This window comes from Streptomyces sp. NPDC001816, from assembly GCF_042892235.1.
Taxonomy (GTDB): Bacteria; Actinomycetota; Actinomycetes; order Streptomycetales; family Streptomycetaceae; genus Streptomyces.
Genome location: NZ_JBIATY010000018.1, coordinates 19,100 through 39,052, shown reverse-complemented (window position 1 = coordinate 39,052; position 19,953 = coordinate 19,100). Strand labels below are relative to the sequence as shown.

Genomic DNA, 19,953 nt, shown 5'->3' with positions numbered 1-19,953 from the left:
CCAAAGTGACCACCACACCCCGCCTCACCCTCACCCTCGCCACCGCAGCGCTCCTCGCCGTCACCAACCTCACCCTCGCCCACGCCGACGACACCGACCCCAGCAACCCCCCGGGCACGGAACCCTCCGCCACCGCCCCCGTAAAGCTCGACCCCACCGACCCCGACCTCAAGCTCCCCGAGGGCGCCACCCTCGCTCAGCCCAAGGTGCTGGACATCAAGTCGGTCGTGGAAGATCAGAGCGGGGACGAGCGCCGTGAGGACACCAACGCGGACGTGACATTCGCGCTCCAGGCCGAGGTGCTGTTCGGCAAGGACAGCGCCAAGCTCGGCGGGGAGGCCAAGGCCCGCATCGCGACGATCGCCGAGGAGATCAAGAAGCAGAACGCGACCCAGGTCCGCGTCTTCGGCTTCACCGACAACCTCGGCTCCTCGGCCCACGGCGACGTCCTGTCCAAGCAGCGCGCCAACGCCGTGCAGGCGGTCCTGGACCAGGACCTGAACAGCGCGGACATCACCTTCGACGTACGCGGCTACGGCGAGCAGTACCCGATCGCCGACAACTCGACGGAGGAGGGCCGGAAGAAGAACCGACGGGTGGAGGTCTCGTTCCCGCGCACGGAGAGCTGATGAGGCGGGCAGCCGTCCACTGGAGTGGAAGACAGCCGACGTATACGCCGCGTATACTCGTGGCATGTCCGACGTCATGATTCGCGTGCCCGCCGAAGTCCGTGACCAGCTCGCCGCCGTAGCGGAGGCGCGTGGGACCAGCCTCCGTGCCCTCATGCAGGAGATAGCGGCGCAGACCCTGACTCCCGAGCAGATCAAGGAGCGGGCAGATCGCACCCGCGCTCTGCTCGCCGAGCGGTTCGGGCATTACGTGACGGACGAGGAATCCACCGAGATGCGGCGCAGAATGCGGGAGGCCACCGTCGCTCACCGGGCTGCTCTCGCAGAGGCAGAGTCGTCCCGTTGAACCAGATCGAACACTACGTCCTCGACAGCCCCACACTGCTGGTGATGGGCGGCAACAAGCAGGTCTCCGGCCTCCTCCATGCTGCGGCGTCCAGCGATGACGTGCGCCTGTGGGTGCCCGTCCTGTGCCTCTTGGAGGCTGAGCGTGAGCGCGTGGGGATCATCGCTCACGCGGGTGTACTGCTGGACGTACTCCGTGTCATCGATGACGACTACGCGATGGCCATGACTGTCGCCGAGCTGCTTCGCGACGGTGTCGCCTTCGGTGTCGCGGCAGCGGTGCACGTGGCACGACCCAATCCGATGCTTCCCGAAGGGGCGCTGGTGGCCACCGTCGCGCCGGAGGCCTATGACGGGCTCGGCGTCGGGGTCATGGACCTGAATCGTTGACGTCCCCTCGCCCGTGAGAGAAGGGCTCACGCGCTCCCTTACTCACCCACCTCGTAGTCGAACCAGATCCGATGGGTGCCGTCCGCGTCGATCGCCATGCCGCCGGCCCCTCGGATCCCGGCCAGCGCCCCCGTCCCGCTTCCCGGCACGATCACGAAGAACTCGGACTCGCGGCCTTCCCCCAGGGTCGTCGCCGAGTGGGCGAAGTTGAAGGAACCGGCCGCGCCGTGGAGGGATCCCTCGAAGGACTCCATGGCGACGTAGGTACCGGTGGCCGTGGCCTGGTCGTACGCGGCGGTGAACAGCGTGGCCGACACCCCGCTGACCTCACCCTCGTACTGCTTCCGCATTGTGGCCACCCCGACGGGCACCGCCGTCTCGACCACCGGCCCGGCGACCTCCGCCGGAGTGAACTCCGCAACCTTGAACGTCCCAGATGCTCGCATGCCCGGATGCTATGCCGCCCCACTGACAACGGCCCCGACAGCTGACGACGGCCACGGGCCGGTGACCTGCCATCAGGACACACCACCCTCCGCCTCGACGTCGACCACCGCCCCCACCGTCAGCCCCCACCCGGTCATCACCCCGGCCTCCGCCTCCAGCACATGCCGGGAACGGAACCGGGGTAGGCCCATGCGCCCCGGCTTCATCGTGCGTACGGCGATGACCCGCAGCCGGCGATCGAGATAGGCGACGTCGATCGCCATCCGCATCCGGAAGGTGTGCACCCCGCTGGCCGGCGACAGCAGCATCGCCCCGTCGACCGAGTCCCGGCCGAGCAGCCCTTTCGTCCGGGCGCGGTACGAAGTTGCGATCTCCAGGGAGAGTGGGACAGAGGTTCCGTCCGTCCGTTGCACGACCAACTTGCCTCGCCCGTCCCGCCAGCGCCGCCCCATGCCGGCCACCTCCGCCCGCTCTCGCCCGGTCGAGGCGACCGTACCCGTCACCCCCACCGGCGACCCGCCGCGCGCGTGATCGAGTTTGCGTGACCCCGGTCCATGGCTAGGAAAGCCCCATGACTGGACTTGGTGCCGTATTCCGACCCCAACTTCCCCCCGAGCGGCTCCGCGCGGTGGCCCGGATCGCGGATGCCACAGGGCTCGAAGAACTCTGGCTGTGGGAGGACTGTTTCCGGGAGGGCGGGATCTCCACGGCCGCCGCCGCTCTCGCCTGGACCGAACGGGTGCGGGTGGGCGTCGGGCTGATGCCCGTGCCGCTCAGGAACGTGGCCGTCACCGCCATGGAGGCCGCGTCACTGGAGCGGATGTTCCCGGGCCGGGCCGTCCTGACCGTGGGGCACGGTGTGCAGGACTGGATGGGGCAGGTCGGCGCGCGGGCCGCCTCGCCCCTCACCCTGCTGGGTGAGCATCTCGACGCCCTGCGCGCCCTGTTGCGCGGGGAGCGGTTCAGCGTGAGCGGGCGGTACGTCCGGCTGGACGACGTCGGCCTCGACTGGCCGCCGCTGCAGCCGGTCGACGTACTGGCCGGTGCCACCGGAGTCCGTACGCTCCGCCTCTCCGGCGCCAAGGCCGACGGCACCCTGCTCACCGCCTCCACCTCGGCGGAGGGCGTACGGGAGGCCCGGCGGATCATCGACGAGGGGCGGCGGGAGGCGGGGCGTACCGGCCCGCACCGGGTCGTGGTCTATCTGCTGGCCGCCACCGGAGCCGACGCCGCAGCCCGGCTGCGCGCCGAACTCGCCGCCGAGGGGCTGGAGTCGGTCCCCGATCTCGGGGTCGCGGGGGACGCGGGTGCCGTGGCCAAGGCGGTGCAGCGGCTGGCCGAGGCCGGTGCCGACACCGTCGTCCTGCAGCCGACGGGGGACGAGCCCGACCCGGAGGGCTTCGTGCGCTTCGTCGCGGAGGAGGTTCGGCCCCTGGTGCCGTAGCGGAGGAGGCCGCGGGAGACGCGGGGCGTTGTCAGTGGCGGCTGCCACACTGCCACGCATGACCGGCGAACACAGCGATGTGCGTCTGCGGGACGTGACGGACGACGACCTCCACGTCTTCCACGACTACGAGCAGGACCCGGAAGCCGTCCGGCGGTCGAGGTTCACCCCCCGGCCGCGGGACGCCTTCCTCAGACACTGGCGGGAGCGCGTGCTCGGCGATCCCGACTGCCTCGTGCGGACGGTCACCGTCGACGGTGAGGTGGCCGGGAGCGTCGTCTCCTGGACGGAGGGCGGGCAGCGGTACGTCGGCTACTGGCTCGGGCGGCCGTACTGGGCCCGTGGTGTCGGAACTCGCGCCCTCGGCCTCTTCCTGGAGCTGGAGCGGGTACGGCCCCTGTACGCCGACCCGTTCTCCGGCAACACCGCCTCCGTCCGCCTGCTGGAGAAGCACGGCTTCGAGCGCGCCGGTACGGTCCGGCACGGGGAGGACGAGCACGTTCTGCTGGTGCTCGGCGGCCGGGTGCTCGGCGGCCTGGCTCCCGAGAAACGCGTCTGACGGCACCCGGTTCCTAGGCCTCGGTGACCGGGCGGTGGTCGCCCGTCGCCCCGTCGATCAGCTCGCGCAGGATGTCCATGTGGCCGGCGTGCCGGGCCGTCTCCTCGATCATGTGGACGAGGGTCCAGCGCAGGGAGACGGAGACGTCGCGCCAGGCGGGGCGGCCCGGAGCGTCCAGGGGCAGCTCGGCGATCGTGCGGTCGGCGGCGGCGCGAGCGCGGGCGTAGAAGGCGACGATCTGCTCCGTCGTCTCACCGGGGGCCACGCTCATGTCCTCGTCCTTGTAGGGGTCGAACCACAGGGGTTCCCCCGCACGCCCGAACGTCTCCACGAGCCAGCCGTACTCCACCGAGGCCAGATGCTTGACCAGGCCGAGCAGGGTCGTCCCGCTCGGTGTCATCGGACGGCGCAGCTGCTCGTCGTCCAGCCCGTCCAGCTTCCAGAGCACGGCGTCCCGGTGCCGGTTCAGGCTCGCGTGCAGGATGTTCTTCTCACCGGCGGTGTGGCCGGCTCCCGAGGTCGTCATGTCCGCGGAAATTAGCAGGCCCGACCGACAACGCCCTGGGACCATGGCGTTCATGACGGACAACCGCTCCTTTGAACAGCTCGTGGCCGAGGGCGTCGCCGAGCCCACCGAGGGATGGGACTTCTCGTGGTTCGAGGGGCGGGCCACGGAGGCGCGGCCGTCCTGGGGGTACGCACAGTCGGCGGGGGAGCGGCTGGCCCGGGCCGAGGCCGCGCTGGACATCCAGACCGGGGGCGGTGAGGTGCTCGGCTTCGCCCTGGGCCGGGCGGGGGAGGACGGGCCGAGGCTGGTCGCGGCCACGGAGGGCTGGCCGCCGAACGTCGCCAAGGCCACCGCCCTGCTGCGGCCGCGCGGTGTGGTGGTGGTCGCCGCACCGGACGACGCGCCGCTGCCGTTCGCCGACGAGGCCTTCGACCTGGTGCTCAGCCGGCACCCGGTGCGGCCGGACTGGGCGGAGATCGCCCGGGTGCTGCGGCCCGGCGGTACGTACTTCGCCCAGCATGTCGGGCCCAGCAGTGCGTTCGAGCTGGTCGAGTACTTCCTCGGACGTCAGCCGGACGAGGTGCGCGGCGGCCGTGATCCCGAGCGGGAGCGGAAGGACGCGGAGGCGGCGGGGTTCGAGGTCGTGGACCTGCGGGCGGAGCGGCTGCGGATGGAGTTCCATGACATCGCCGCCGTCGTGCACTTCCTGCGCAAGGTCGTCTGGATGGTCCCCGGCTTCACCGTCGAGGCGTACGCGCCCCAACTGCGCTCCCTGCACGAGCGGATCGAGAAAGAGGGGCCGTTCGTGGCGCACAGCTCCCGCCATCTCTTCGACGTCCGGAAGCCGACCCCCTGATGAACCGGACTTAAAGGGCATTTCGCCGTCCAGTTCACTCGCCGTTCTCTCACGGTTTCCACATCGTTATCGGCGGCGGTTCACACCCGCCCCACCCGTCACGTAAGTTCAGACCAAGGTAATTCGCGTGAGCAAAGCTGCGCGGGCGGCACCGCGCAGTGGAGGGGGCTGCGCGGTGCTGCGATACCGAGCCGAGCGCGGAGCGGAACCGTCAAGTCACCGTTCGCTGCCCGGTAGCCCGTCGGAGGGACGCTCGGACAACTCGCCGAACCATCCCCAAGGCGCCCCAAATCCTCTTGATCTCTCCATATGGGCCCCGATCCCCTGGGATTCCGCTGCGAATCAGCCATGAAATGCCCCGGAATCCATCGTTCCGCGTGCGCCGGGGCGTCGTCGGGCGATTCCGGAGAGTAGTTGTATCGCGCCGATGCACCCACCATCCCTTACGAAGGGTTATGGTGGAAACCCCCCCTCGGGCCGGTCCGTCTCCCCCCCCACGGACCGGCCCGTTTTTTCATGGGAACTCCCGGAACTTCAGAACAACGGACGAGCGTCCCAACCTGACGGGCCGAGCCGACGGCAGGGGTAGGCTCAAAACCCGCCCAACCCCCGGAGGGTCCCGTGAACGTGCGCGACACGCTGCGCAGCCTGCTCGTCAGGCTCTACGCACGCCGGGTGGAAGGCCACCTGGACCACGCCCAGGTGCCCAAGCACATCGGCGTCATCATGGACGGCAACCGCCGCTGGGCGAAGGCCGCCGGCTCCACGACGGTCCACGGCCACCGCGCCGGTGCCGAGAAGATCGAGGAGTTCCTCGGCTGGTGCAGCGAGACCGACGTCGAGGTCGTCACCCTGTGGCTGCTGTCCACGGACAACTTCGACCGCCCGCAGGACGAGCTGGGTCCTCTCCTCGGCATCATCGAGGACGTCGTCCGCACCCTCGCCGCCGACGGCCGCTGGCGGGTGCACCACGTCGGCACCCTCGACCTGCTGCCGCCCGGGATGCAGCGCACCCTCAAGGAGGCCGAGGAGACCACGGCCCACGTCGACGGAATAGTGGTCAACGTCGCCATCGGCTACGGCGGCCGCCAGGAGATCGCCGACGCCGTGCGCTCCATGCTCCTCGACGCCCGGGACAGGGGTGTGTCGATGGAGGACCTCGCCGAGTCCGTCGACATCGACATGATCGGCCGTCATCTCTACACCGGAGCCCAGCCCGACCCGGACCTGGTGATCCGTACCAGCGGCGAGCAGCGGCTGTCCGGATTCATGCTGTGGCAGACCGCACATTCCGAGTACTACTTCTGCGAGGTCTTCTGGCCCGCCTTCCGCAAGGTCGACTTCCTGCGCGCGCTGCGCGACTACGCGGCACGTCACCGCCGTTACGGCGGCTGATCCGCCTCGAACACCCCGCCCGTCACCACTGCGGCGGGGTGTTCGGTTCACCCCGGTTGGGGCGCAAGTAACAAGGAGTTCACCGGCGCGCTGTTGGCCGCTTTTGCATGGCGGTGCATGTTCGAGGGCATAAGCCAAGCAGGTCGACGCCCGAACCACGGGCGTCGGATCTCAGCGGGCGGCACGGGGCCGCCCGCCCGGGAGGCCCTTTGCACCAGCCCGACCGTGCTGTCACTGCACGGAAGCAGCCGCGGAGGTCCGGTGTCCGGCCCGCCGTCCGCGGGGGCCAGGGACCGGTCGCAATGCTCCCTCCCTCCCGGCCCGGCTTCCACTTCGTCGCTCCCCGACCTCATCCGAGGGGGTACGTCCTTCCGTGGTGACCAGCACAAAGCGCCACAAGCCAGACCGGCGCACGTATGTTCTCGACACCAGCGTCCTGCTGGCCGATCCGAACGCCCTGACCCGCTTCGACGAGCACGAGGTCGTGCTCCCCATCGTCGTGGTCACGGAGCTGGAGGCCAAGCGGCACCATCCCGAACTCGGGTACTTCGCCCGCCAGGCCCTGCGCCTGCTGGACGACTACCGGGTCAAGCATGGTCGCCTCGACGCTCCCATCCCGATCGGGGAGCTGGGCGGAACGATCCGTGTCGAGCTCAACCACTCGGACCCCAGCGTGCTGCCCACCGGCTACCGCCTGGGGGACAACGACTCCCGCATCCTCGCGGTGGCCCGGAACCTGCAGGCCGAGGGGTACGACGTCACCGTCGTGTCGAAGGATCTGCCGCTCAGGATCAAGGCCTCCTCCGTCGGTCTGCTGGCCGAGGAGTACCGCGCCGAGCTCGCCATCACGGAGAACTCCGGCTGGACCGGAATGTCCGAACTGACGCTCGCCGGTGAGCAGGTGGACATCCTCTTCGAGGAAGGGCATGTGTACGTCCCGGAGGTCTCCGACCTCCCCGTGCACACTGGCCTGACCATCCAGTCCGAGCGCGGCAAGGCGCTCGGCCGGATCTCCGCCGAGGGCAACGTCCGTCTGGTGCGCGGCGACCGGGAGGCGTTCGGTATCAAGGGTCGCAGCGCCGAGCAGCGCATCGCGCTCGACCTGCTGCTCGACCCGGACGTCGGCATCGTCTCGATGGGCGGCCGGGCCGGCACCGGCAAGTCGGCGCTCGCCCTGTGCGCGGGCCTGGAGGCGGTCCTGGAGCGCCGCCAGCACCAGAAGGTGATGGTCTTCCGGCCGCTGTACGCGGTGGGCGGGCAGGAGCTGGGCTATCTGCCGGGCTCTGAGGCGGAGAAGATGAGCCCGTGGGCGCAGGCCGTCTTCGACACGCTCTCCGCGGTCACCAGCCGCGACGTCATCGAGGAGGTCACCGCGCGCGGGATGCTGGAGGTCCTGCCCCTGACCCACATCCGGGGCCGCTCCCTGCACGACGCGTTCGTGATCGTCGACGAGGCGCAGTCCCTGGAACGGAACGTCCTGCTGACCGTTCTGTCCCGAATCGGCGCGAATTCGCGGGTCGTTCTCACCCATGACGTGGCACAGCGGGACAATCTGCGCGTAGGCCGCTACGACGGTGTGGTCGCCGTCGTGGAGAAGCTGAAGGGGCATCCCCTCTTCGCGCACGTCACGTTGACGCGTTCCGAGAGGTCCCAGATTGCGGCGCTTGTGACCGAAATGCTGGAGGACGGTCACATCTGACGTACATCTGACGTATGCCCGACGCCCGTTGGCGCCGTCCGGCAAAGGCCAAGAGCCTAGCCGGGCGGCGCCTTCGCGTGTGGGGGTTTCCTGAAATCCCCAGGGCCAAACGGGGTGTGAGCTTTCACACGCAACGCAGAATTGCCACCCGGTGTCGGGTTACGGCAGAGTCTCACTCCTGTCAGGCCCCGCATACGACACACCTGTACCCCCAGCGGTACGGCACCACAGAAGAACCACCTCTAACTCCATAGAGTTGTCGTATGCCGCCCGAGCACCACGCGGCGCTCCCCTCGCGGGAGTTGCCCACCGGGCCCGCGCCTCCCGTGACCCCGCAGTTGGGAGGCCAGTGTCAGGGGCACGATTGCGTCCGCCAGGGTCACCGAAGCGGGCGATGCTGGAAGGAAACCGTGTGAGCCGGATTTCGGTCCGGGGATTCGCAGTGGTCTCGGCCACCGCGGTCACCGCTGTCGGAAGCGTCGTCGGCGTTGCCTCGGGCAGCACCGCGCAGCCCAACGACGCCGAGGCGACGGCAGCCGACGCCACGCTCCTCGCGGACATACCCGCGGGTGAGCAGGCCCAGGTGCAGACCGCATCCCTGACGCAGCAGGCCGACTCGCAGGCCATCGCCGCGGACGCGAGCGCCAAGAAGGACGCCGAGGCAGCCGCCCGCAAGGCCGCGGCCGAGACCGCTGTCGCCAAGAAGGCTGCCGCCGAGAAGGCCGAGAAGGAAGCCAAGGCCCGCGCGGAGGCGCAGAAGGCGACCACCCGGTCGACCCGCGACTCCTCCAGCTTCCCCGTGCAGAGCAGCTACAGCGTCGCGCAGATCCAGGCGATGGCACGCCAGATGGTGGCCAGCGGCCAGTTCCAGTGCTTCAGCAACATCGTGGACCACGAGTCCAGCTGGAACTACCGGGCCGTCAACGCCTCCTCCGGCGCCTACGGTCTCTTCCAGGCCCTGCCCGGCTCCAAGATGTCGTCCGTCGGCTCCGACTGGCAGACCAACCCGGCCACGCAGATCAAGTGGGGCCTCAACTACATGAACAGCCGGTACGGCAGCCCCTGTGAGGCCTGGTCGTTCTGGCAGGCCAACCACTGGTACTAGGCCGCCCGGCTTTCGCTCGACCCTGCGCAGCCCCTCCCCGTCCTAGGGGGAGGGGCTTTCGCCCTGTACGGTCGTACCCGAACGACTCCAGGGGGGAGTGGTGGCAGACACCCGGGGACGCGGGGGAAGAGGACGGATCATGTCGCGAGTGCCAGGGTGGCTCGGCCGACTCGGCGCCGGGCTGACCGAGATGAGCGAGCGGCTGGACGAGCGCCGTGCCGAGGTGGAGAAGGACACCGTCCCCGAACCCGCCCTCGCCGAGCGCGCCCCCGACCCGGTGGTGCCCGCGCCCCGGCCGGCCGCCCCGTCCGGTCCCCGCCCCGACCCCGCCGAGGCCGTGCCCTGGGGCGTACGCGTAGCGGCCGAGGCCGGCTGGCGGCTGCTGGTCCTCGCCGGCACCGTGTGGGTCCTCATGCGGGTCATCACCGCCGTACAACTGGTGGTCTTCGCCTTCGTCATCGCCCTGCTGATCACCGCGCTGCTCCAGCCGACGGTCGCCCGGCTCAGGCGCCGCGGGGTGCCGCGCGGCCTGGCCACCGCGATGACCGCCATCCTCGGCTTCGTGGTCATCGGCCTGATGGGCTGGTTCGTGACCTGGCAGGTCATGGAGAACATCGACACGCTCTCCAACCAGATCCAGGGCGGCATCGACGACCTGCGCAACTGGCTGCTGAAGAGCCCCTTCCACGTCACCGACAAGCAGATCAACCAGATCGCCAAGAACCTCCGCGAGGCGATCGGCGCCAACGCCGACCAGATCACGTCGGCCGGCCTGGAGGGCGTCCAGGTCATCGTCGAGGCCCTGACCGGCATCCTGCTGGTGTTCTTCTCGACGCTGTTCCTGCTCTACGACGGCGAGCGCATCTGGCAGTGGTTCCTGAAGCTGGTGCCCGCCGCGGCCCGCCCCGGCGTGGCCGGCGCCGGCCCCCGCGCCTGGAACACCCTGACGGCCTACGTCCGGGGCACGGTCCTGGTCGCCCTGATCGACGCCATCTGCATCGGCGTCGGCATCTACTGGCTGGATGTGCCGATGGCCGTCCCGCTGGCCGTCTTCATCTTCCTGTTCTCGTTCATCCCGCTCGTGGGCGCGGTCGCCTCCGGCGCGCTCGCGGTGATCGTGGCGCTGGTGACCCAGGGCGTCTTCGTGGCCGTCATGACCCTCCTGGTGGTGCTCCTGGTCCAGCAGATCGAGGGGCACATCCTGCAGCCGTTCATCCTCGGCCGCGCGGTCCGTGTCCACCCGCTCGCGGTGGTCCTCACGGTGGCGGCCGGCGGCATGGTGGCGGGCATCGGCGGCGCGGTGGTCGCCGTACCGCTGGTGGCGGTGACGAACACGGTGGTCGGGTACTTGCGCCAGTATTCGCTGGAGGTCCAGCAACAACCAGCCCGTACGGCGTTTGAGGACGAGCCCGTTCAGGCCGAAGGGGAGTCCGGGGGCGCAGCCCCCGAGGACGCCCAGGAAAACACCGAGGGCCTCGCCCACCAGGAGTGAGCGAGGCCCCGGCACGACGGCCTACTCGGAGAGCAGCGCCTCCGCGTCCAGCGTGACGCCGACCGCCTGAATCACAGAGGCGATCTTGAACGCCTCCTGGACCACCTCACGGTCGACCCCGGCCTTGCGCAGCACCTGCTCGTGCGAGTCCAGGCACAGCCCGCAGCCGTTGATCGCGGAGACCGCGAACGACCACAGCTCGAAGTCGACCTTCTCCACGCCCGGGTTGCCGATGACGTTCATCCGCAGGCCCGCGCGCAGGGTGCCGTACTCGTGGTCGGACAGCAGGTGACGCGTCCGGTAGAAGACGTTGTTCATCGCCATGATCGCGGCCGCGGACTTGGCCGCGGTGTACGCCTCCGGCGTGAGGTTCGCCTTCGCCTCGGGCTCCAGCTCGCGCAGGACGATGGGGGAACGGGAGGCGATGGCGGTCGCCAGCACCGTGCCCCACAGCTGCTGCGCGGGCAGGTCGGAGTTGCCGATGACCGAGCCCAGGTTGAGCTTCAGGTCCTTGGCGTAGTCCGGGACGCGGGACTTCAGCGAGTCGAGCGACATGGGTCACTCACCGGCCAGCAGCGCGACCGGGTCGAGCGTCTCGTCGCCCTTGCTCCAGTTGCACGGGCACAGCTCGTCGGTCTGCAGGGCGTCCAGGACCCGCAGGACCTCCTTGGGGTTACGGCCGACGGAGCCGGCGGTCACCATGGAGAACTGGATCTCGTTGTTGTGGTCGACGATGAAGACGGCACGCTTGGCGAAGCCGTCCTCGCCCTCGATGCCCAGGTCGCGCATCAGCTCGTGCTTGGAGTCGGCCATCATCGGGAACGGCAGGTCACGCAGGTCGTCGTGGTCCTTGCGCCAGGCGTGGTGGACGAACTCGGAGTCACCGGAGAAGCCGAGGACCTGGGCGTCACGGTCGGCGAACTCGTCGTTCAGCTTGCCGAACGCGGCGATCTCGGTCGGGCACACGAAGGTGAAGTCCTTCGGCCAGGCGAAAACGATCTTCCACTTGCCCTCGTAGGTCTTGTGGTTGATCGTCTCGAACTCCTTGCCCTTCTCCAGCGAGACGCAGGCGGTCAGTTCGAACTCGGGGAACTTGTCACCGACAGTGAGCACTAGCTCTCCTTGCAGCGAAGAAAAGCCCCTTTTGGGGGCGTTTTCTCGTATGGGTTGGACGCTGCTGATGGTGGCACAGGGTGCATTGATTAGTGAAATAGCTACACTCGGTCGTGTTGATCGGAGGGAGCTATCAGTGACCATCAGTAACGGCAAGCGGAGGCAGCCGAGCCTCGCGCAGCTGCGTGCCTTCGCCGCCGTGGCCGAGCATCTGCACTTCCGGGACGCGGCGGCAGCCATCGGGATGAGCCAGCCCGCCCTGTCCGGCGCGGTCTCGGCGCTGGAGGAGACCCTGGGCGTGACCCTCCTCGAGCGTACGACCCGCAAGGTGCTGCTCTCGCCCGCCGGCGAGCGGCTGGCCGTACGGGCGAAGGCGGTGCTGGACGAGGTCGGGGCGCTGCTGGAGGAGGCCGAGGCGGTCCGGGCGCCGTTCACCGGAGTGCTGCGGCTCGGGGTGATCCCGACCGTCGCGCCGTACCTGCTGCCCACCGTGCTGCGCCTGGTGCACGAGCGGTACCCGCAGCTCGACCTCCAGGTGCACGAGGAGCAGACCACGAACCTCATCGACGGCCTGAACTCCGGCCGGCTCGACCTGCTGTTGCTGGCAGTCCCGCTCGGTGTGCCCGGGGTCGTGGAACTCCCGCTGTTCGACGAGGACTTCGTGCTCGTCACCCCGCTGGACCACTGGCTCGGCGGCCGAGAGGGGATCCCGCGTGAGGCCCTGAAGGAACTCAACCTGCTGCTCCTGGACGAGGGTCACTGCCTGCGCGACCAGGCCCTGGACATCTGCCGGGAGGCGGGGCGGGCGGACGCCCCGGTCACCACCACGGCCGCCGGGCTCTCCACCCTGGTCCAGCTCGTCGCGGGCGGCCTCGGCTGCACCCTGCTCCCGCGTACCGCCCTCAAGCTGGAGACCACCCGCAGCAGCCAGTTGCTCACCGGCTCCTTCGCGGAGCCCGCCCCGAGCCGCCGTGTCGCCTTCGCCATGCGCACCGGCGCGGCCCGCGGCGCGGAGTACGAGGAGCTGGCGACCGCCCTGCGCGAGGCACTGCGTCCGCTGCCCGTGCGGGTGTGCGAGCGAGGTGTCTGAGGGCCGGGCGTCCCTGCCCCGGAATCGATCAAATGAGCTTTCGATAAAGCGAGTTGGGCGGCATCAAACGTCAACTTCCGCCAGCTCGGGACAGGTCGGAAAGGCCTGACCGGAATATGCCTACGAACTGATACACATACCCCCTCAGTGCGACGCGTCACGCGTCTGTGCGAAGAGCCAAGGGGAGTGATGTCGGACGTTCGGGACGCCCTGGGCCGTGTCGGCTACGACCGGCTGGCGCACGCCCTCACGGCCTGCGGGCACGCGGAGTTCACCGGAGAGCTGCGGGTGTCCGGCCGGCCCGGCGGCACCTTCCACCTGCGGGACGGACTCGTGGTGGCTGCCGAGAGTCCCGGTTCCCCCGGGCCGGAAGTGCTGCTGCTGCGTACCGACCGCATCGGCGCCGAGCGGTGGGCCGAGCTGGTGCGGGAGTCCGACGGAGCGCGCTGGCCGGCCGCGGCGCTGGTCGCCCGCGGCTACGCCGGGGCCGCTCAGCTCAGGGTGGTGTGCGTGATGGCGCTCCACGACGCCGCCTTCGCCATCGTCGCGGGCCGGGTGGACGGCTGCGAACGCATCGTCGGCACCGAACCGCACGCACCCGTCACCGCCGGCGAGACCCCGGCCCGGCTGGTGCAGGACGCGGCCCGCAAACTCGCCGCCCTCGCCACCCTGCCGTACCCGGTCGGCCCCGACCGGGAACGCCCGCTGCCCGCCGCACCGACCGGCCGCCCGCTCACCGCGCTGCAACAGGAGCTGCTCGCCCACGCCGACGGCCGCCGCACCCCACGGGACCTGGCCTTCTGCGTCGGCCGGGGCGTCTACACCGTCACGGTGGAGGTCGCGCGGATGCTCGCCGAGGGGTTCCTGGAATGCGCCGACGCGCCGGCGGAGATCCCGGTCCGGCTGCCCCCGGAGGCACGGGTACGGGCCGTACGGCACCGCGACCCACCGCCCGAGCCGCCCCCCGTGCCCACCGCCCTGCCGCGCCGCGACCCCGGCGCCAGCGGCATCACCGAAGCCCTCGCCCCGCCCAAGAACGGGACGAGCTGGAAAGGGTTCTTCCGGCTGCGGCACACAACCGCCGAGTGAGAGGGGCGGACGGCCCGCCGCGACGGCTGAACCCGATCGAAGAACAAGGGAGTTCCACCAGATGAATCGTGAAGCGCTGGCGCTGGAGATGCGCGGGCTTCGGGAACAGGTGACAGGCATCACCGACACCGCCGTCGCGGCCGCCGACGGCCTGCTCATCGCCGCCGACACCGCGGAGTCGATAGACCCGGAGGGGCTCGCGGCCCTCGCCGCGGCCGGTCTCGGCCTCGCCCGCCGTACCACCCAGGCCACCTCGCGCGGGGTGCTGCGGCAGACGGTGGCCTACGGCAGCCACGGCTGTGCCGCGTTCTACGCCGTCGGCGACACGGCGCTGATGGTCGTGCTCGGTGACGAGGGACTCGACCTGGAGCGCCTGCACCGGGCGACCCGGCCGGCCCTCGACCGCATCGGCTCGATCCTCACCGAGAAGACCACTGAAGGAGTGTGAAGGGATGGCGACGAAGCGTATGACCCCGGGTTTCTCCGACCAGGTGATGAGCCTGGTCAAGACGCTGCGTTCGAACGCGCCCGACTGCGTCGCGGCCGGCGTGGTCGACATGTCCACCGGCATGCTGTTGTCGTACGAGACCGTGGACAACCACCCGCCCGAGGTCCTGGACCTGCTGGCCGGGGCCACCCTCGACCTGTTCCAGGGGCGTACGGTCGTGATGATCGAGGACATCTTCAAGGAGCGCCGCGGGGCCACCGGCGACGCCCACTTCTTCCAGGAGATCCTCGTCAACAGCGACAACCTCACTCACCTGTTCGTCAGGATGAACGAGCAGCAGGACGTCGTCGCGGTCGTCGTCTGCCGTAAGTCGGTGAACGTCGGCATGCTGCTGGCCCAGGCGCGCAGGGTGGTGCGCGAGCACAGCCTGTGAGGAAGCGGACATGGGCCCCTCCCGGCGGGGAAGGGCCCATGGGGTGGGCCTGCTACTCGGTGCGCAGGCCCTCCGGGCGCATCAGCCGCCACAGCGGCGGCAGGCTGAGCAGGGTGACCACGAGGACGACCGTCGCACCGATGCCGCTCATCGTCAGCACGCTCGACCAGTCGACGCCCACCGTCGCGCCCACCATCTTCAGCAGCACCGCGCCCAGCGTCAGCCCCACGGTCGTGGCGAGCAGCAGACCGAGCGCGATCGGGATCGCCGTCTGCCACAGCACCGACAGGCTCAGGGTGCGCCGCCGGGTGCCGAAGGCGACCAGCGCCGACAGCAGCATCTTGCGCTCGCGCAGCTGCTCCAGCTGGGACACCAGCAGGCTCGCGCCGATCAGCGCCAGCACGCAGGTGGCGCCGACGAGCAGGCCGGTCCGGATGGAGGTGAACTTCGTGGACTTCTCGGTGGACGACCACACGATCGTGTCCGCCAGCGGGTCGATCCGGGCCGCCGTGTTGCGGACGTACTCGTGCACGTCCGCCACCGACTCGTCCAGCGACAGATACACCTGACCGCTGACCAGCCCGGCCATCCGGTGCGGCACGGCGGCGGGGGTCATCAGGAAGCCGCTGCCCGTGCTTTCGTCCGGGCCCATGACCGCACGGACCTGCTGCAGGCCGCTCGGCACGGACCAGACGAAGTCCCGGCCCTGGTAGAAGCCGTTGCCCGTGTCGAAGTAGAGCTTGCGGCCCGGCTTGGCGAGCTTGGCCGCGTCGGCGTCCATGTCCTTGTCCCCGCCCCGCGCCACGAAGATGTCCCCGTCGTGGCAGGACGTCAGCCGTGCCACCTCGCGCAGCGCGGCGCAGTCGCCGACGGTCACGCTCGTCGAGGTCTTCGGCCCGTTCTCGTCGTTCCAGCTCCGGTCGCCCACCGAGAGGCCGCCGAGCGCGGTGGCCTTCCGTACGCCCTTGGTGGCGTCGAACTTGTCGGAGACCGAGAGGAAGGCGCCGCCCCGCGACATCTGGACCCGCATCTGCGTCCGCTCGACGTTCTGGCCGGTCACCTTGGTGTAGTCGCTCTCGACGCCCGAGAACAGCATCTGCAGGGCGACCGCCCCGGCCACCGCGACCGCGATGCCGTTCACCATGCGGGCCGCCGAGCCGCTGTTCAACTGCAGCCGCCGTACCGCCAGTTGCCAGGCGACATTGCCCGTGCCGAGCCGGGCGACCACGGCCTCGACGACCCACGGCAGCAGCGCGGTCACGCCGACGAGCAGCAGCAGGACGCCGCCGATCACCAGGTACTGGTTGAACTCGCCGTTCGAGCGGCCCTGGCCGATCATCGGGGCGAGCATCGCGAGGCCGCCCAGCGGCAGCAGCAGCCGCCACCACAGCCGGCGCCGCGAGGGCTTGGCCGTGCGGACCACGCCGAGCGGCTCGATGACCACCCCGCGCATCGCGAACAGGGTGACCAGCACCGCTGCCGCCGGGACGGTGACGGCGACCAGCAGGGCCAGCGCGGGCGTCGGGTTGAGATAGCTGGGGAACACGCTGACGTCCAGGATCTCGACCGAACCCGCGAGATGACGGCCCAGCAGGAAGAAGACGGTGCCGAAGACCAGCCCGACCAGGGAACCCGCGAGCGCCTCGCCCGCGGCGATTCGCCGGGTCATCCGGCTGTCGGAGCCGACCAGCCGCAGCGCGGCCAGCCTGCGGTCGCGCCGCTCGCCGCCGAACCGTACGGCCGCGGCGATGAACACGGCGACCGGCATCAGCAGCACCACGAACACGACCAGCACCAGCAGGATCAGCACGGGGTCCGTCTTGTCGGGCGGGCTCGGGTGCGGATTCCCGAACGCGGTGATCCGGGCCGTCTGCCAGCCGTTGATGTGCGGTGCCAGGTTCTTCGCGCCGGCGTAGTAGGCGAGTTCGTGCGAGCCGATGAGCCCGGGCTCGCCGATGGTCCCGACCACCCGGTACGGCAGCCGCCCGCGCAGCAGCTTGCCGTCGGAGGAGTCGAGCAGCCGCTTCAGCGCCGGGGAGACGACCATGTCGCCCGGGGCCGGGTACTTGGCCAGGCCCGGTGCGAGCGGCGCCCGCGGCCCCTCGGGCTCCACCAGACGGCCGCGGATGTCGGAGCCGTGGTAGTTCGTGTTGGCGTCCGAGATCACCAGGGTGTCGGCGGCCTTCGGCTTGTGCTTCTGGTCGTAGGTGTAGTCCAGGCGGGCCTCGTCGCGCTCGTGCCGCACCGCCAGGGCGTTCGGTATGGCGGTCGTCAGCAGCAGCAGCGCGACGCCGAGCCCGACACCGACCGCCGTCAGCAGCACCCGGACCCAGCCCTCGCGTCCGCCGGTGAAGGCGAACCGGCCCCCCATGGCCAGATCCCTGGACCACTGCCGAACATTCATATGGCCCGCTCCATGTCGCGGGACTTCCCGTCGCGTACGACGATCTCGCGGTCGGAGTAGGCGGCTACCCGCGCCTCGTGCGTGACCAGCACCACGGCCGCGTTGGTCGAACGGGCCGCGTCGGTCAGCAGCTCCATCACGCGCTCGCCGTTGAGGGAGTCCAGCGCGCCGGTCGGCTCGTCGGCGAACAGCACCCGGGGCCCGGTGACCAGCGCCCGCGCCACCGCGACGCGCTGTCCCTGACCGCCGGAGACCTCGCCGGGCCGCTTGCCCTTGAGGTTGTCGACCTCCAGGCGCTCCATCCAGCCCAGTGCCGCCTGCTCGGCCGCCTTGCGGGAGGTTCCGTTCAGCCGCAGCGGAAGCGCCACGTTCTCCACGCAGGTCAGCTCCGGGACGAGCTGCCCGAACTGGAAGACGAAGCCGAACTCGGAGCGCCGGAGCGCACTGCGCTGGGCGTCGCTCATCGTCGCGAGTTCCTGCCCGTTGTACGTGATCGAGCCCGAGTCCGGCGGCACGATCCCCGCGAGGCAGTGCAGCAGCGTCGACTTGCCGGACCCGGAGGGGCCCATGATGGCGACGACCTCGCCGGGGTGGATGGAGAACCCGGCGCCGTCGAGCGCGACGGTCGGCCCGTACGCCTTGCGCAGGTCCTGGGCTATGAGCAGGGAACCCGGAGGAGGAATCACTTGGCCACCTCCGCACGGAGCTTGTCGAGGCGCGCGGCGGTCAGCTCCAGCCAGCGCAGGTCCGCCTCCAGGTGGAACAGCGCGTGGTCGCAGATCAGCTGGTCCGCGAGGTCGCCCTTGCGCTTGCGGTCGGTCAGGATCCGCATGCTGCGCAGGTGTTCGGAGCGCTGGGTGTCGAGGACGTCGGCCGCGTTGCGGTGGGTCAGCAGCGCCAGGACGACCTTGGTGTAGAGGGTCGACTGGAGGTACTCCTCCGGCTTCTCCGGGGTCGCGAGCCACCGCTCGACGTCCGTGACGCCGGCGTCGGTGATGGCGTACCGCTTGCGCTCGGGCCCGCCGCCCGTCTCGATCCCGTCGACCTCCACGAGGCCGTTCTTCAGCAGCCGGGACATCGTCGAGTAGACCTGGCCGTAGTGCAGCGGCCGGTCCTGACCGAACTTCTCGTCGAAGGCCCGCTTCAGGTCGTAGCCGTGCCGGGGGCCGGACTCCAGGAGTCCTAGAAGGGTGTGACCGATGGACATGGCAGCACTCTACACACGGTGTATACGCACCATGTATACGCGGAGTGTGTAGATCATGGCGTGGGGTATGCGAGGGGTGCGCGTGGGGTGTGGAGGTGCAGGTGGGGGCCGATTGTCACTGTTCGGAAACAGGCGGCCGCCCGCGACGCGGCAGCGGCCCGGTGTCCTTCGGCAGCCGCCCGGCCTCGGCCAACGCCTTGCGCAGCAGGAACTCGATCTGCGCGTTGGCGGAGCGCAGCTCGTCCCCGGCCCACCGTGCCAGCGCCTCGTACACGGACGGGTCCAGCCGCAGCAGCACCTGCTTGCGCTGCTGCGGCCGGCGCCGCGGAGTCTCTTCGGGAGAGTCCGTCACTGGTAGAGGGTCCCCGTGTTGAGTACGGGCTGCGGAGCGCGGTCCCCGCACAGCACCACCATCAGGTTGGACACCATCGCCGCCTTCCGTTCCTCGTCCAGCTCCACGATGTCCCGCTCCGCTATCCGGGCGAGCGCCGCCTCCACCATGCCGACCGCGCCGTCCACGATCTGCCGCCGGGCCGCGACCACCGCACCGGCCTGCTGCCGCTGGAGCATCGCCGAGGCGATCTCCGGAGAGTACGCGAGATGCGTGAAGCGCGACTCGATGATCCGCACTCCGGCCGCCTCCACCCGGGCCTGGAGCTCGACGGCCAGCCGCTCGGTGATCTCCTCGGCGTTGCCACGCAGCGAGAGGCCGTCCTCCTCGTGGGCGTCGTACGGGTACTCGATGGCGATGTGCCGGACGGCCGTCTCGGTCTGGGTGGCGACGAACTCGGCGTAGTCGTCCACCTCGAACACCGCCTGGGCGGTGTCCTGGACCTTCCAGACCACGACCGCGGCCAGTTCGATCGGGTTGCCGTACGCGTCGTTGACCTTCAGTACGGCGGTCTCGTGGTTGCGCACCCGGGTGGAGATCCGGGTCCGCGAGGTGAAGGGGTTCACCCAGCGCAGGCCGTCCTGCCGGATCGTGCCCCGGTACCGGCCGAAGAGCTGCACGACCCGAGCCTCGCCGGGCGCGACCGTGTTCAGGCCGCGCATCGCGATGACCGCGGCGAGGAGGACGAGGATGCCGCCGGCGATGAGCCCGCCCTTGGCGCCGGGCACGGTGACCGCCGAGGCGGTGGCGAGCAGGGCGGCGGAGGTGCCGAGCCCGACCACGCCGAGGAGCAGGGCGAGCCCGCCCCCGATGCTGTGTGCCTGGAACTCCCGCACGCGTGGCGCGGGCATCTCGGGTACGTCGGCGGTCGCGAATGCGTCATGTGCGGACATGGGTGGATCCCCCGTT

24 protein-coding genes are annotated in these 19,953 nt (G+C 70.1%); 14 read left to right on the top strand and 10 right to left on the bottom strand.

Features of this window, described 5'->3' with window-relative positions; all coding sequences use genetic code 11:
- Positions 1-5 precede the first annotated feature (5 nt).
- From ACFYZZ_RS41720 to ACFYZZ_RS41710, 3 genes are all read left to right on the top strand, one after another.
- Positions 6-629 (top strand): OmpA family protein, encoded by a 624-nt coding sequence (locus tag ACFYZZ_RS41720; protein WP_389188188.1) that lies wholly within the window; start codon positions 6-8, stop codon positions 627-629.
- A 64-nt stretch (positions 630-693) separates the two neighbouring features.
- On the top strand, positions 694-975 hold the full coding sequence (locus ACFYZZ_RS41715; RefSeq protein WP_389188185.1) for an Arc family DNA-binding protein: 282 nt from the start codon (positions 694-696) through the stop codon (positions 973-975).
- Positions 972-1,364 carry a hypothetical protein gene (locus ACFYZZ_RS41710; protein WP_389188183.1) on the top strand — a complete coding sequence of 131 codons (393 nt, stop codon included), beginning with the start codon at positions 972-974 and terminating at the stop codon, positions 1,362-1,364. Before ACFYZZ_RS41715 ends, ACFYZZ_RS41710 begins: the two co-directional genes overlap by 4 nt.
- A 38-nt stretch (positions 1,365-1,402) precedes the next feature.
- Here the strand turns inward: ACFYZZ_RS41710 and ACFYZZ_RS41705 are convergent, their stop codons facing one another.
- Both ACFYZZ_RS41705 and ACFYZZ_RS41700 read right to left on the bottom strand, forming a co-directional pair.
- Positions 1,403-1,810 carry a DUF3224 domain-containing protein gene (locus ACFYZZ_RS41705; protein ID WP_389188180.1) on the bottom strand — a complete coding sequence of 136 codons (408 nt, stop codon included), beginning with the start codon at positions 1,808-1,810 and terminating at the stop codon, positions 1,403-1,405.
- A gap of 72 nt (positions 1,811-1,882) precedes the next feature.
- A complete protein-coding gene (locus ACFYZZ_RS41700) occupies positions 1,883-2,263 on the bottom strand; it encodes a DUF192 domain-containing protein (RefSeq protein ID WP_389188177.1) in 381 nt (126 codons plus the stop codon).
- A 119-nt stretch (positions 2,264-2,382) separates the two neighbouring features.
- Between ACFYZZ_RS41700 and ACFYZZ_RS41695 the strand changes: the two genes are divergently transcribed.
- Both ACFYZZ_RS41695 and ACFYZZ_RS41690 read left to right on the top strand, forming a co-directional pair.
- Positions 2,383-3,255: an LLM class flavin-dependent oxidoreductase gene (locus tag ACFYZZ_RS41695; RefSeq protein WP_389188174.1), complete on the top strand. Its 873-nt coding sequence runs from the start codon at positions 2,383-2,385 to the stop codon at positions 3,253-3,255.
- A 58-nt stretch (positions 3,256-3,313) separates the two neighbouring features.
- On the top strand, positions 3,314-3,814 hold the full coding sequence (locus tag ACFYZZ_RS41690; protein WP_389188171.1) for a GNAT family N-acetyltransferase: 501 nt from the start codon (positions 3,314-3,316) through the stop codon (positions 3,812-3,814).
- 13 nt (positions 3,815-3,827) lie between these two features.
- On the opposite strand, the gene ACFYZZ_RS41685 is transcribed toward ACFYZZ_RS41690, so the two are convergent.
- Entirely contained in the window at positions 3,828-4,340 is a 513-nt protein-coding gene (locus ACFYZZ_RS41685) for a DinB family protein (protein ID WP_389188168.1), read from the bottom strand.
- Between the two features lie 52 nt (positions 4,341-4,392).
- On the opposite strand from ACFYZZ_RS41685, the gene ACFYZZ_RS41680 reads away from it, so the two are divergent.
- From ACFYZZ_RS41680 to ACFYZZ_RS41660, 5 genes are all read left to right on the top strand, one after another.
- Positions 4,393-5,178, top strand: a complete 786-nt coding sequence (locus tag ACFYZZ_RS41680) for a class I SAM-dependent methyltransferase (RefSeq protein ID WP_389188165.1) — start codon at positions 4,393-4,395, stop codon at positions 5,176-5,178.
- Between the two features lie 621 nt (positions 5,179-5,799).
- Positions 5,800-6,573 carry an isoprenyl transferase gene (locus tag ACFYZZ_RS41675; RefSeq protein WP_389188163.1) on the top strand — a complete coding sequence of 258 codons (774 nt, stop codon included), beginning with the start codon at positions 5,800-5,802 and terminating at the stop codon, positions 6,571-6,573.
- A gap of 373 nt (positions 6,574-6,946) precedes the next feature.
- On the top strand, positions 6,947-8,272 hold the full coding sequence (locus ACFYZZ_RS41670; protein WP_386579334.1) for a PhoH family protein: 1,326 nt from the start codon (positions 6,947-6,949) through the stop codon (positions 8,270-8,272).
- A gap of 412 nt (positions 8,273-8,684) precedes the next feature.
- On the top strand, positions 8,685-9,377 hold the full coding sequence (locus ACFYZZ_RS41665) for a transglycosylase SLT domain-containing protein (protein ID WP_389188159.1): 693 nt from the start codon (positions 8,685-8,687) through the stop codon (positions 9,375-9,377).
- Between the two features lie 139 nt (positions 9,378-9,516).
- Positions 9,517-10,869 carry an AI-2E family transporter gene (locus ACFYZZ_RS41660; protein ID WP_389188155.1) on the top strand — a complete coding sequence of 451 codons (1,353 nt, stop codon included), beginning with the start codon at positions 9,517-9,519 and terminating at the stop codon, positions 10,867-10,869.
- A 21-nt stretch (positions 10,870-10,890) separates the two neighbouring features.
- Here ACFYZZ_RS41660 and ACFYZZ_RS41655 read toward each other — a convergent pair whose 3' ends face one another.
- Positions 10,891-11,424 (bottom strand): alkyl hydroperoxide reductase, encoded by a 534-nt coding sequence (locus ACFYZZ_RS41655; protein ID WP_389188152.1) that lies wholly within the window; start codon positions 11,422-11,424, stop codon positions 10,891-10,893.
- Positions 11,425-11,427: 3 nt separating this feature from the next.
- A complete protein-coding gene (locus ACFYZZ_RS41650; RefSeq protein ID WP_389188149.1) occupies positions 11,428-11,982 on the bottom strand; it encodes a peroxiredoxin in 555 nt (184 codons plus the stop codon).
- A 136-nt stretch (positions 11,983-12,118) separates the two neighbouring features.
- On the opposite strand from ACFYZZ_RS41650, the gene ACFYZZ_RS41645 reads away from it, so the two are divergent.
- The 4 genes from ACFYZZ_RS41645 (at position 12,119) to ACFYZZ_RS41630 (ending at position 15,042) form a co-directional block, all read left to right on the top strand.
- Positions 12,119-13,072 carry a LysR substrate-binding domain-containing protein gene (locus ACFYZZ_RS41645; protein WP_389188146.1) on the top strand — a complete coding sequence of 318 codons (954 nt, stop codon included), beginning with the start codon at positions 12,119-12,121 and terminating at the stop codon, positions 13,070-13,072.
- Positions 13,073-13,261: 189 nt separating this feature from the next.
- A complete protein-coding gene (locus tag ACFYZZ_RS41640; protein WP_389188143.1) occupies positions 13,262-14,161 on the top strand; it encodes a MarR family transcriptional regulator in 900 nt (299 codons plus the stop codon).
- A gap of 61 nt (positions 14,162-14,222) precedes the next feature.
- The gene (locus ACFYZZ_RS41635) at positions 14,223-14,609 is read left to right on the top strand and encodes a roadblock/LC7 domain-containing protein (protein WP_389188140.1); all 387 of its coding nucleotides are present in this window, start codon (positions 14,223-14,225) and stop codon (positions 14,607-14,609) included.
- 4 nt (positions 14,610-14,613) lie between these two features.
- Positions 14,614-15,042: a hypothetical protein gene (locus tag ACFYZZ_RS41630; protein ID WP_389188137.1), complete on the top strand. Its 429-nt coding sequence runs from the start codon at positions 14,614-14,616 to the stop codon at positions 15,040-15,042.
- Positions 15,043-15,094: 52 nt separating this feature from the next.
- Here the strand turns inward: ACFYZZ_RS41630 and ACFYZZ_RS41625 are convergent, their stop codons facing one another.
- The 5 genes from ACFYZZ_RS41625 to ACFYZZ_RS41605 all read right to left on the bottom strand — a co-directional run bounded on the left by ACFYZZ_RS41625 (position 15,095) and on the right by ACFYZZ_RS41605 (position 19,937).
- Entirely contained in the window at positions 15,095-17,446 is a 2,352-nt protein-coding gene (locus tag ACFYZZ_RS41625) for an ABC transporter permease (protein ID WP_389188134.1), read from the bottom strand.
- Positions 17,443-18,132 carry an ABC transporter ATP-binding protein gene (locus ACFYZZ_RS41620; RefSeq protein WP_389188131.1) on the bottom strand — a complete coding sequence of 230 codons (690 nt, stop codon included), beginning with the start codon at positions 18,130-18,132 and terminating at the stop codon, positions 17,443-17,445. Before ACFYZZ_RS41620 ends, ACFYZZ_RS41625 begins: the two co-directional genes overlap by 4 nt.
- Positions 18,129-18,653, bottom strand: coding sequence for a PadR family transcriptional regulator (locus ACFYZZ_RS41615; protein WP_389188128.1), 525 nt, complete (start codon positions 18,651-18,653; stop codon positions 18,129-18,131). Before ACFYZZ_RS41615 ends, ACFYZZ_RS41620 begins: the two co-directional genes overlap by 4 nt.
- Before the next feature lie 115 nt (positions 18,654-18,768).
- Positions 18,769-19,005 carry a hypothetical protein gene (locus ACFYZZ_RS41610; RefSeq protein WP_097252647.1) on the bottom strand — a complete coding sequence of 79 codons (237 nt, stop codon included), beginning with the start codon at positions 19,003-19,005 and terminating at the stop codon, positions 18,769-18,771.
- The gene (locus ACFYZZ_RS41605) at positions 19,002-19,937 is read right to left on the bottom strand and encodes an SPFH domain-containing protein (protein ID WP_389188125.1); all 936 of its coding nucleotides are present in this window, start codon (positions 19,935-19,937) and stop codon (positions 19,002-19,004) included. Before ACFYZZ_RS41605 ends, ACFYZZ_RS41610 begins: the two co-directional genes overlap by 4 nt.
- Between the last annotated feature and the right edge of the window lie 16 nt (positions 19,938-19,953).

Excerpts from the sequence above, each read along its gene's own strand:
- ACFYZZ_RS41715 (WP_389188185.1), top strand. The coding sequence starts at position 694 with ATGTCCGACGTCATGATTCGCGTGCCCGCCGAAGTCCGTGACCAGCTC.
- ACFYZZ_RS41705 (WP_389188180.1), bottom strand. The coding sequence starts at position 1,810 with ATGCGAGCATCTGGGACGTTCAAGGTTGCGGAGTTCACTCCGGCGGAG.
- ACFYZZ_RS41700 (WP_389188177.1), bottom strand. The coding sequence starts at position 2,263 with ATGGGGCGGCGCTGGCGGGACGGGCGAGGCAAGTTGGTCGTGCAACGG.
- ACFYZZ_RS41695 (WP_389188174.1), top strand. The coding sequence starts at position 2,383 with ATGACTGGACTTGGTGCCGTATTCCGACCCCAACTTCCCCCCGAGCGG.
- ACFYZZ_RS41690 (WP_389188171.1), top strand. The coding sequence starts at position 3,314 with ATGACCGGCGAACACAGCGATGTGCGTCTGCGGGACGTGACGGACGAC.
- ACFYZZ_RS41685 (WP_389188168.1), bottom strand. The coding sequence starts at position 4,340 with ATGACGACCTCGGGAGCCGGCCACACCGCCGGTGAGAAGAACATCCTG.
- ACFYZZ_RS41680 (WP_389188165.1), top strand. The coding sequence starts at position 4,393 with ATGACGGACAACCGCTCCTTTGAACAGCTCGTGGCCGAGGGCGTCGCC.
- ACFYZZ_RS41660 (WP_389188155.1), top strand. The coding sequence starts at position 9,517 with ATGTCGCGAGTGCCAGGGTGGCTCGGCCGACTCGGCGCCGGGCTGACC.
- ACFYZZ_RS41655 (WP_389188152.1), bottom strand. The coding sequence starts at position 11,424 with ATGTCGCTCGACTCGCTGAAGTCCCGCGTCCCGGACTACGCCAAGGAC.
- ACFYZZ_RS41640 (WP_389188143.1), top strand. The coding sequence starts at position 13,262 with ATGTCGGACGTTCGGGACGCCCTGGGCCGTGTCGGCTACGACCGGCTG.
- ACFYZZ_RS41635 (WP_389188140.1), top strand. The coding sequence starts at position 14,223 with ATGAATCGTGAAGCGCTGGCGCTGGAGATGCGCGGGCTTCGGGAACAG.
- ACFYZZ_RS41630 (WP_389188137.1), top strand. The coding sequence starts at position 14,614 with ATGGCGACGAAGCGTATGACCCCGGGTTTCTCCGACCAGGTGATGAGC.
- ACFYZZ_RS41625 (WP_389188134.1), bottom strand. The coding sequence starts at position 17,446 with ATGAATGTTCGGCAGTGGTCCAGGGATCTGGCCATGGGGGGCCGGTTC.
- ACFYZZ_RS41615 (WP_389188128.1), bottom strand. The coding sequence starts at position 18,653 with ATGTCCATCGGTCACACCCTTCTAGGACTCCTGGAGTCCGGCCCCCGG.
- ACFYZZ_RS41605 (WP_389188125.1), bottom strand. The coding sequence starts at position 19,937 with ATGTCCGCACATGACGCATTCGCGACCGCCGACGTACCCGAGATGCCC.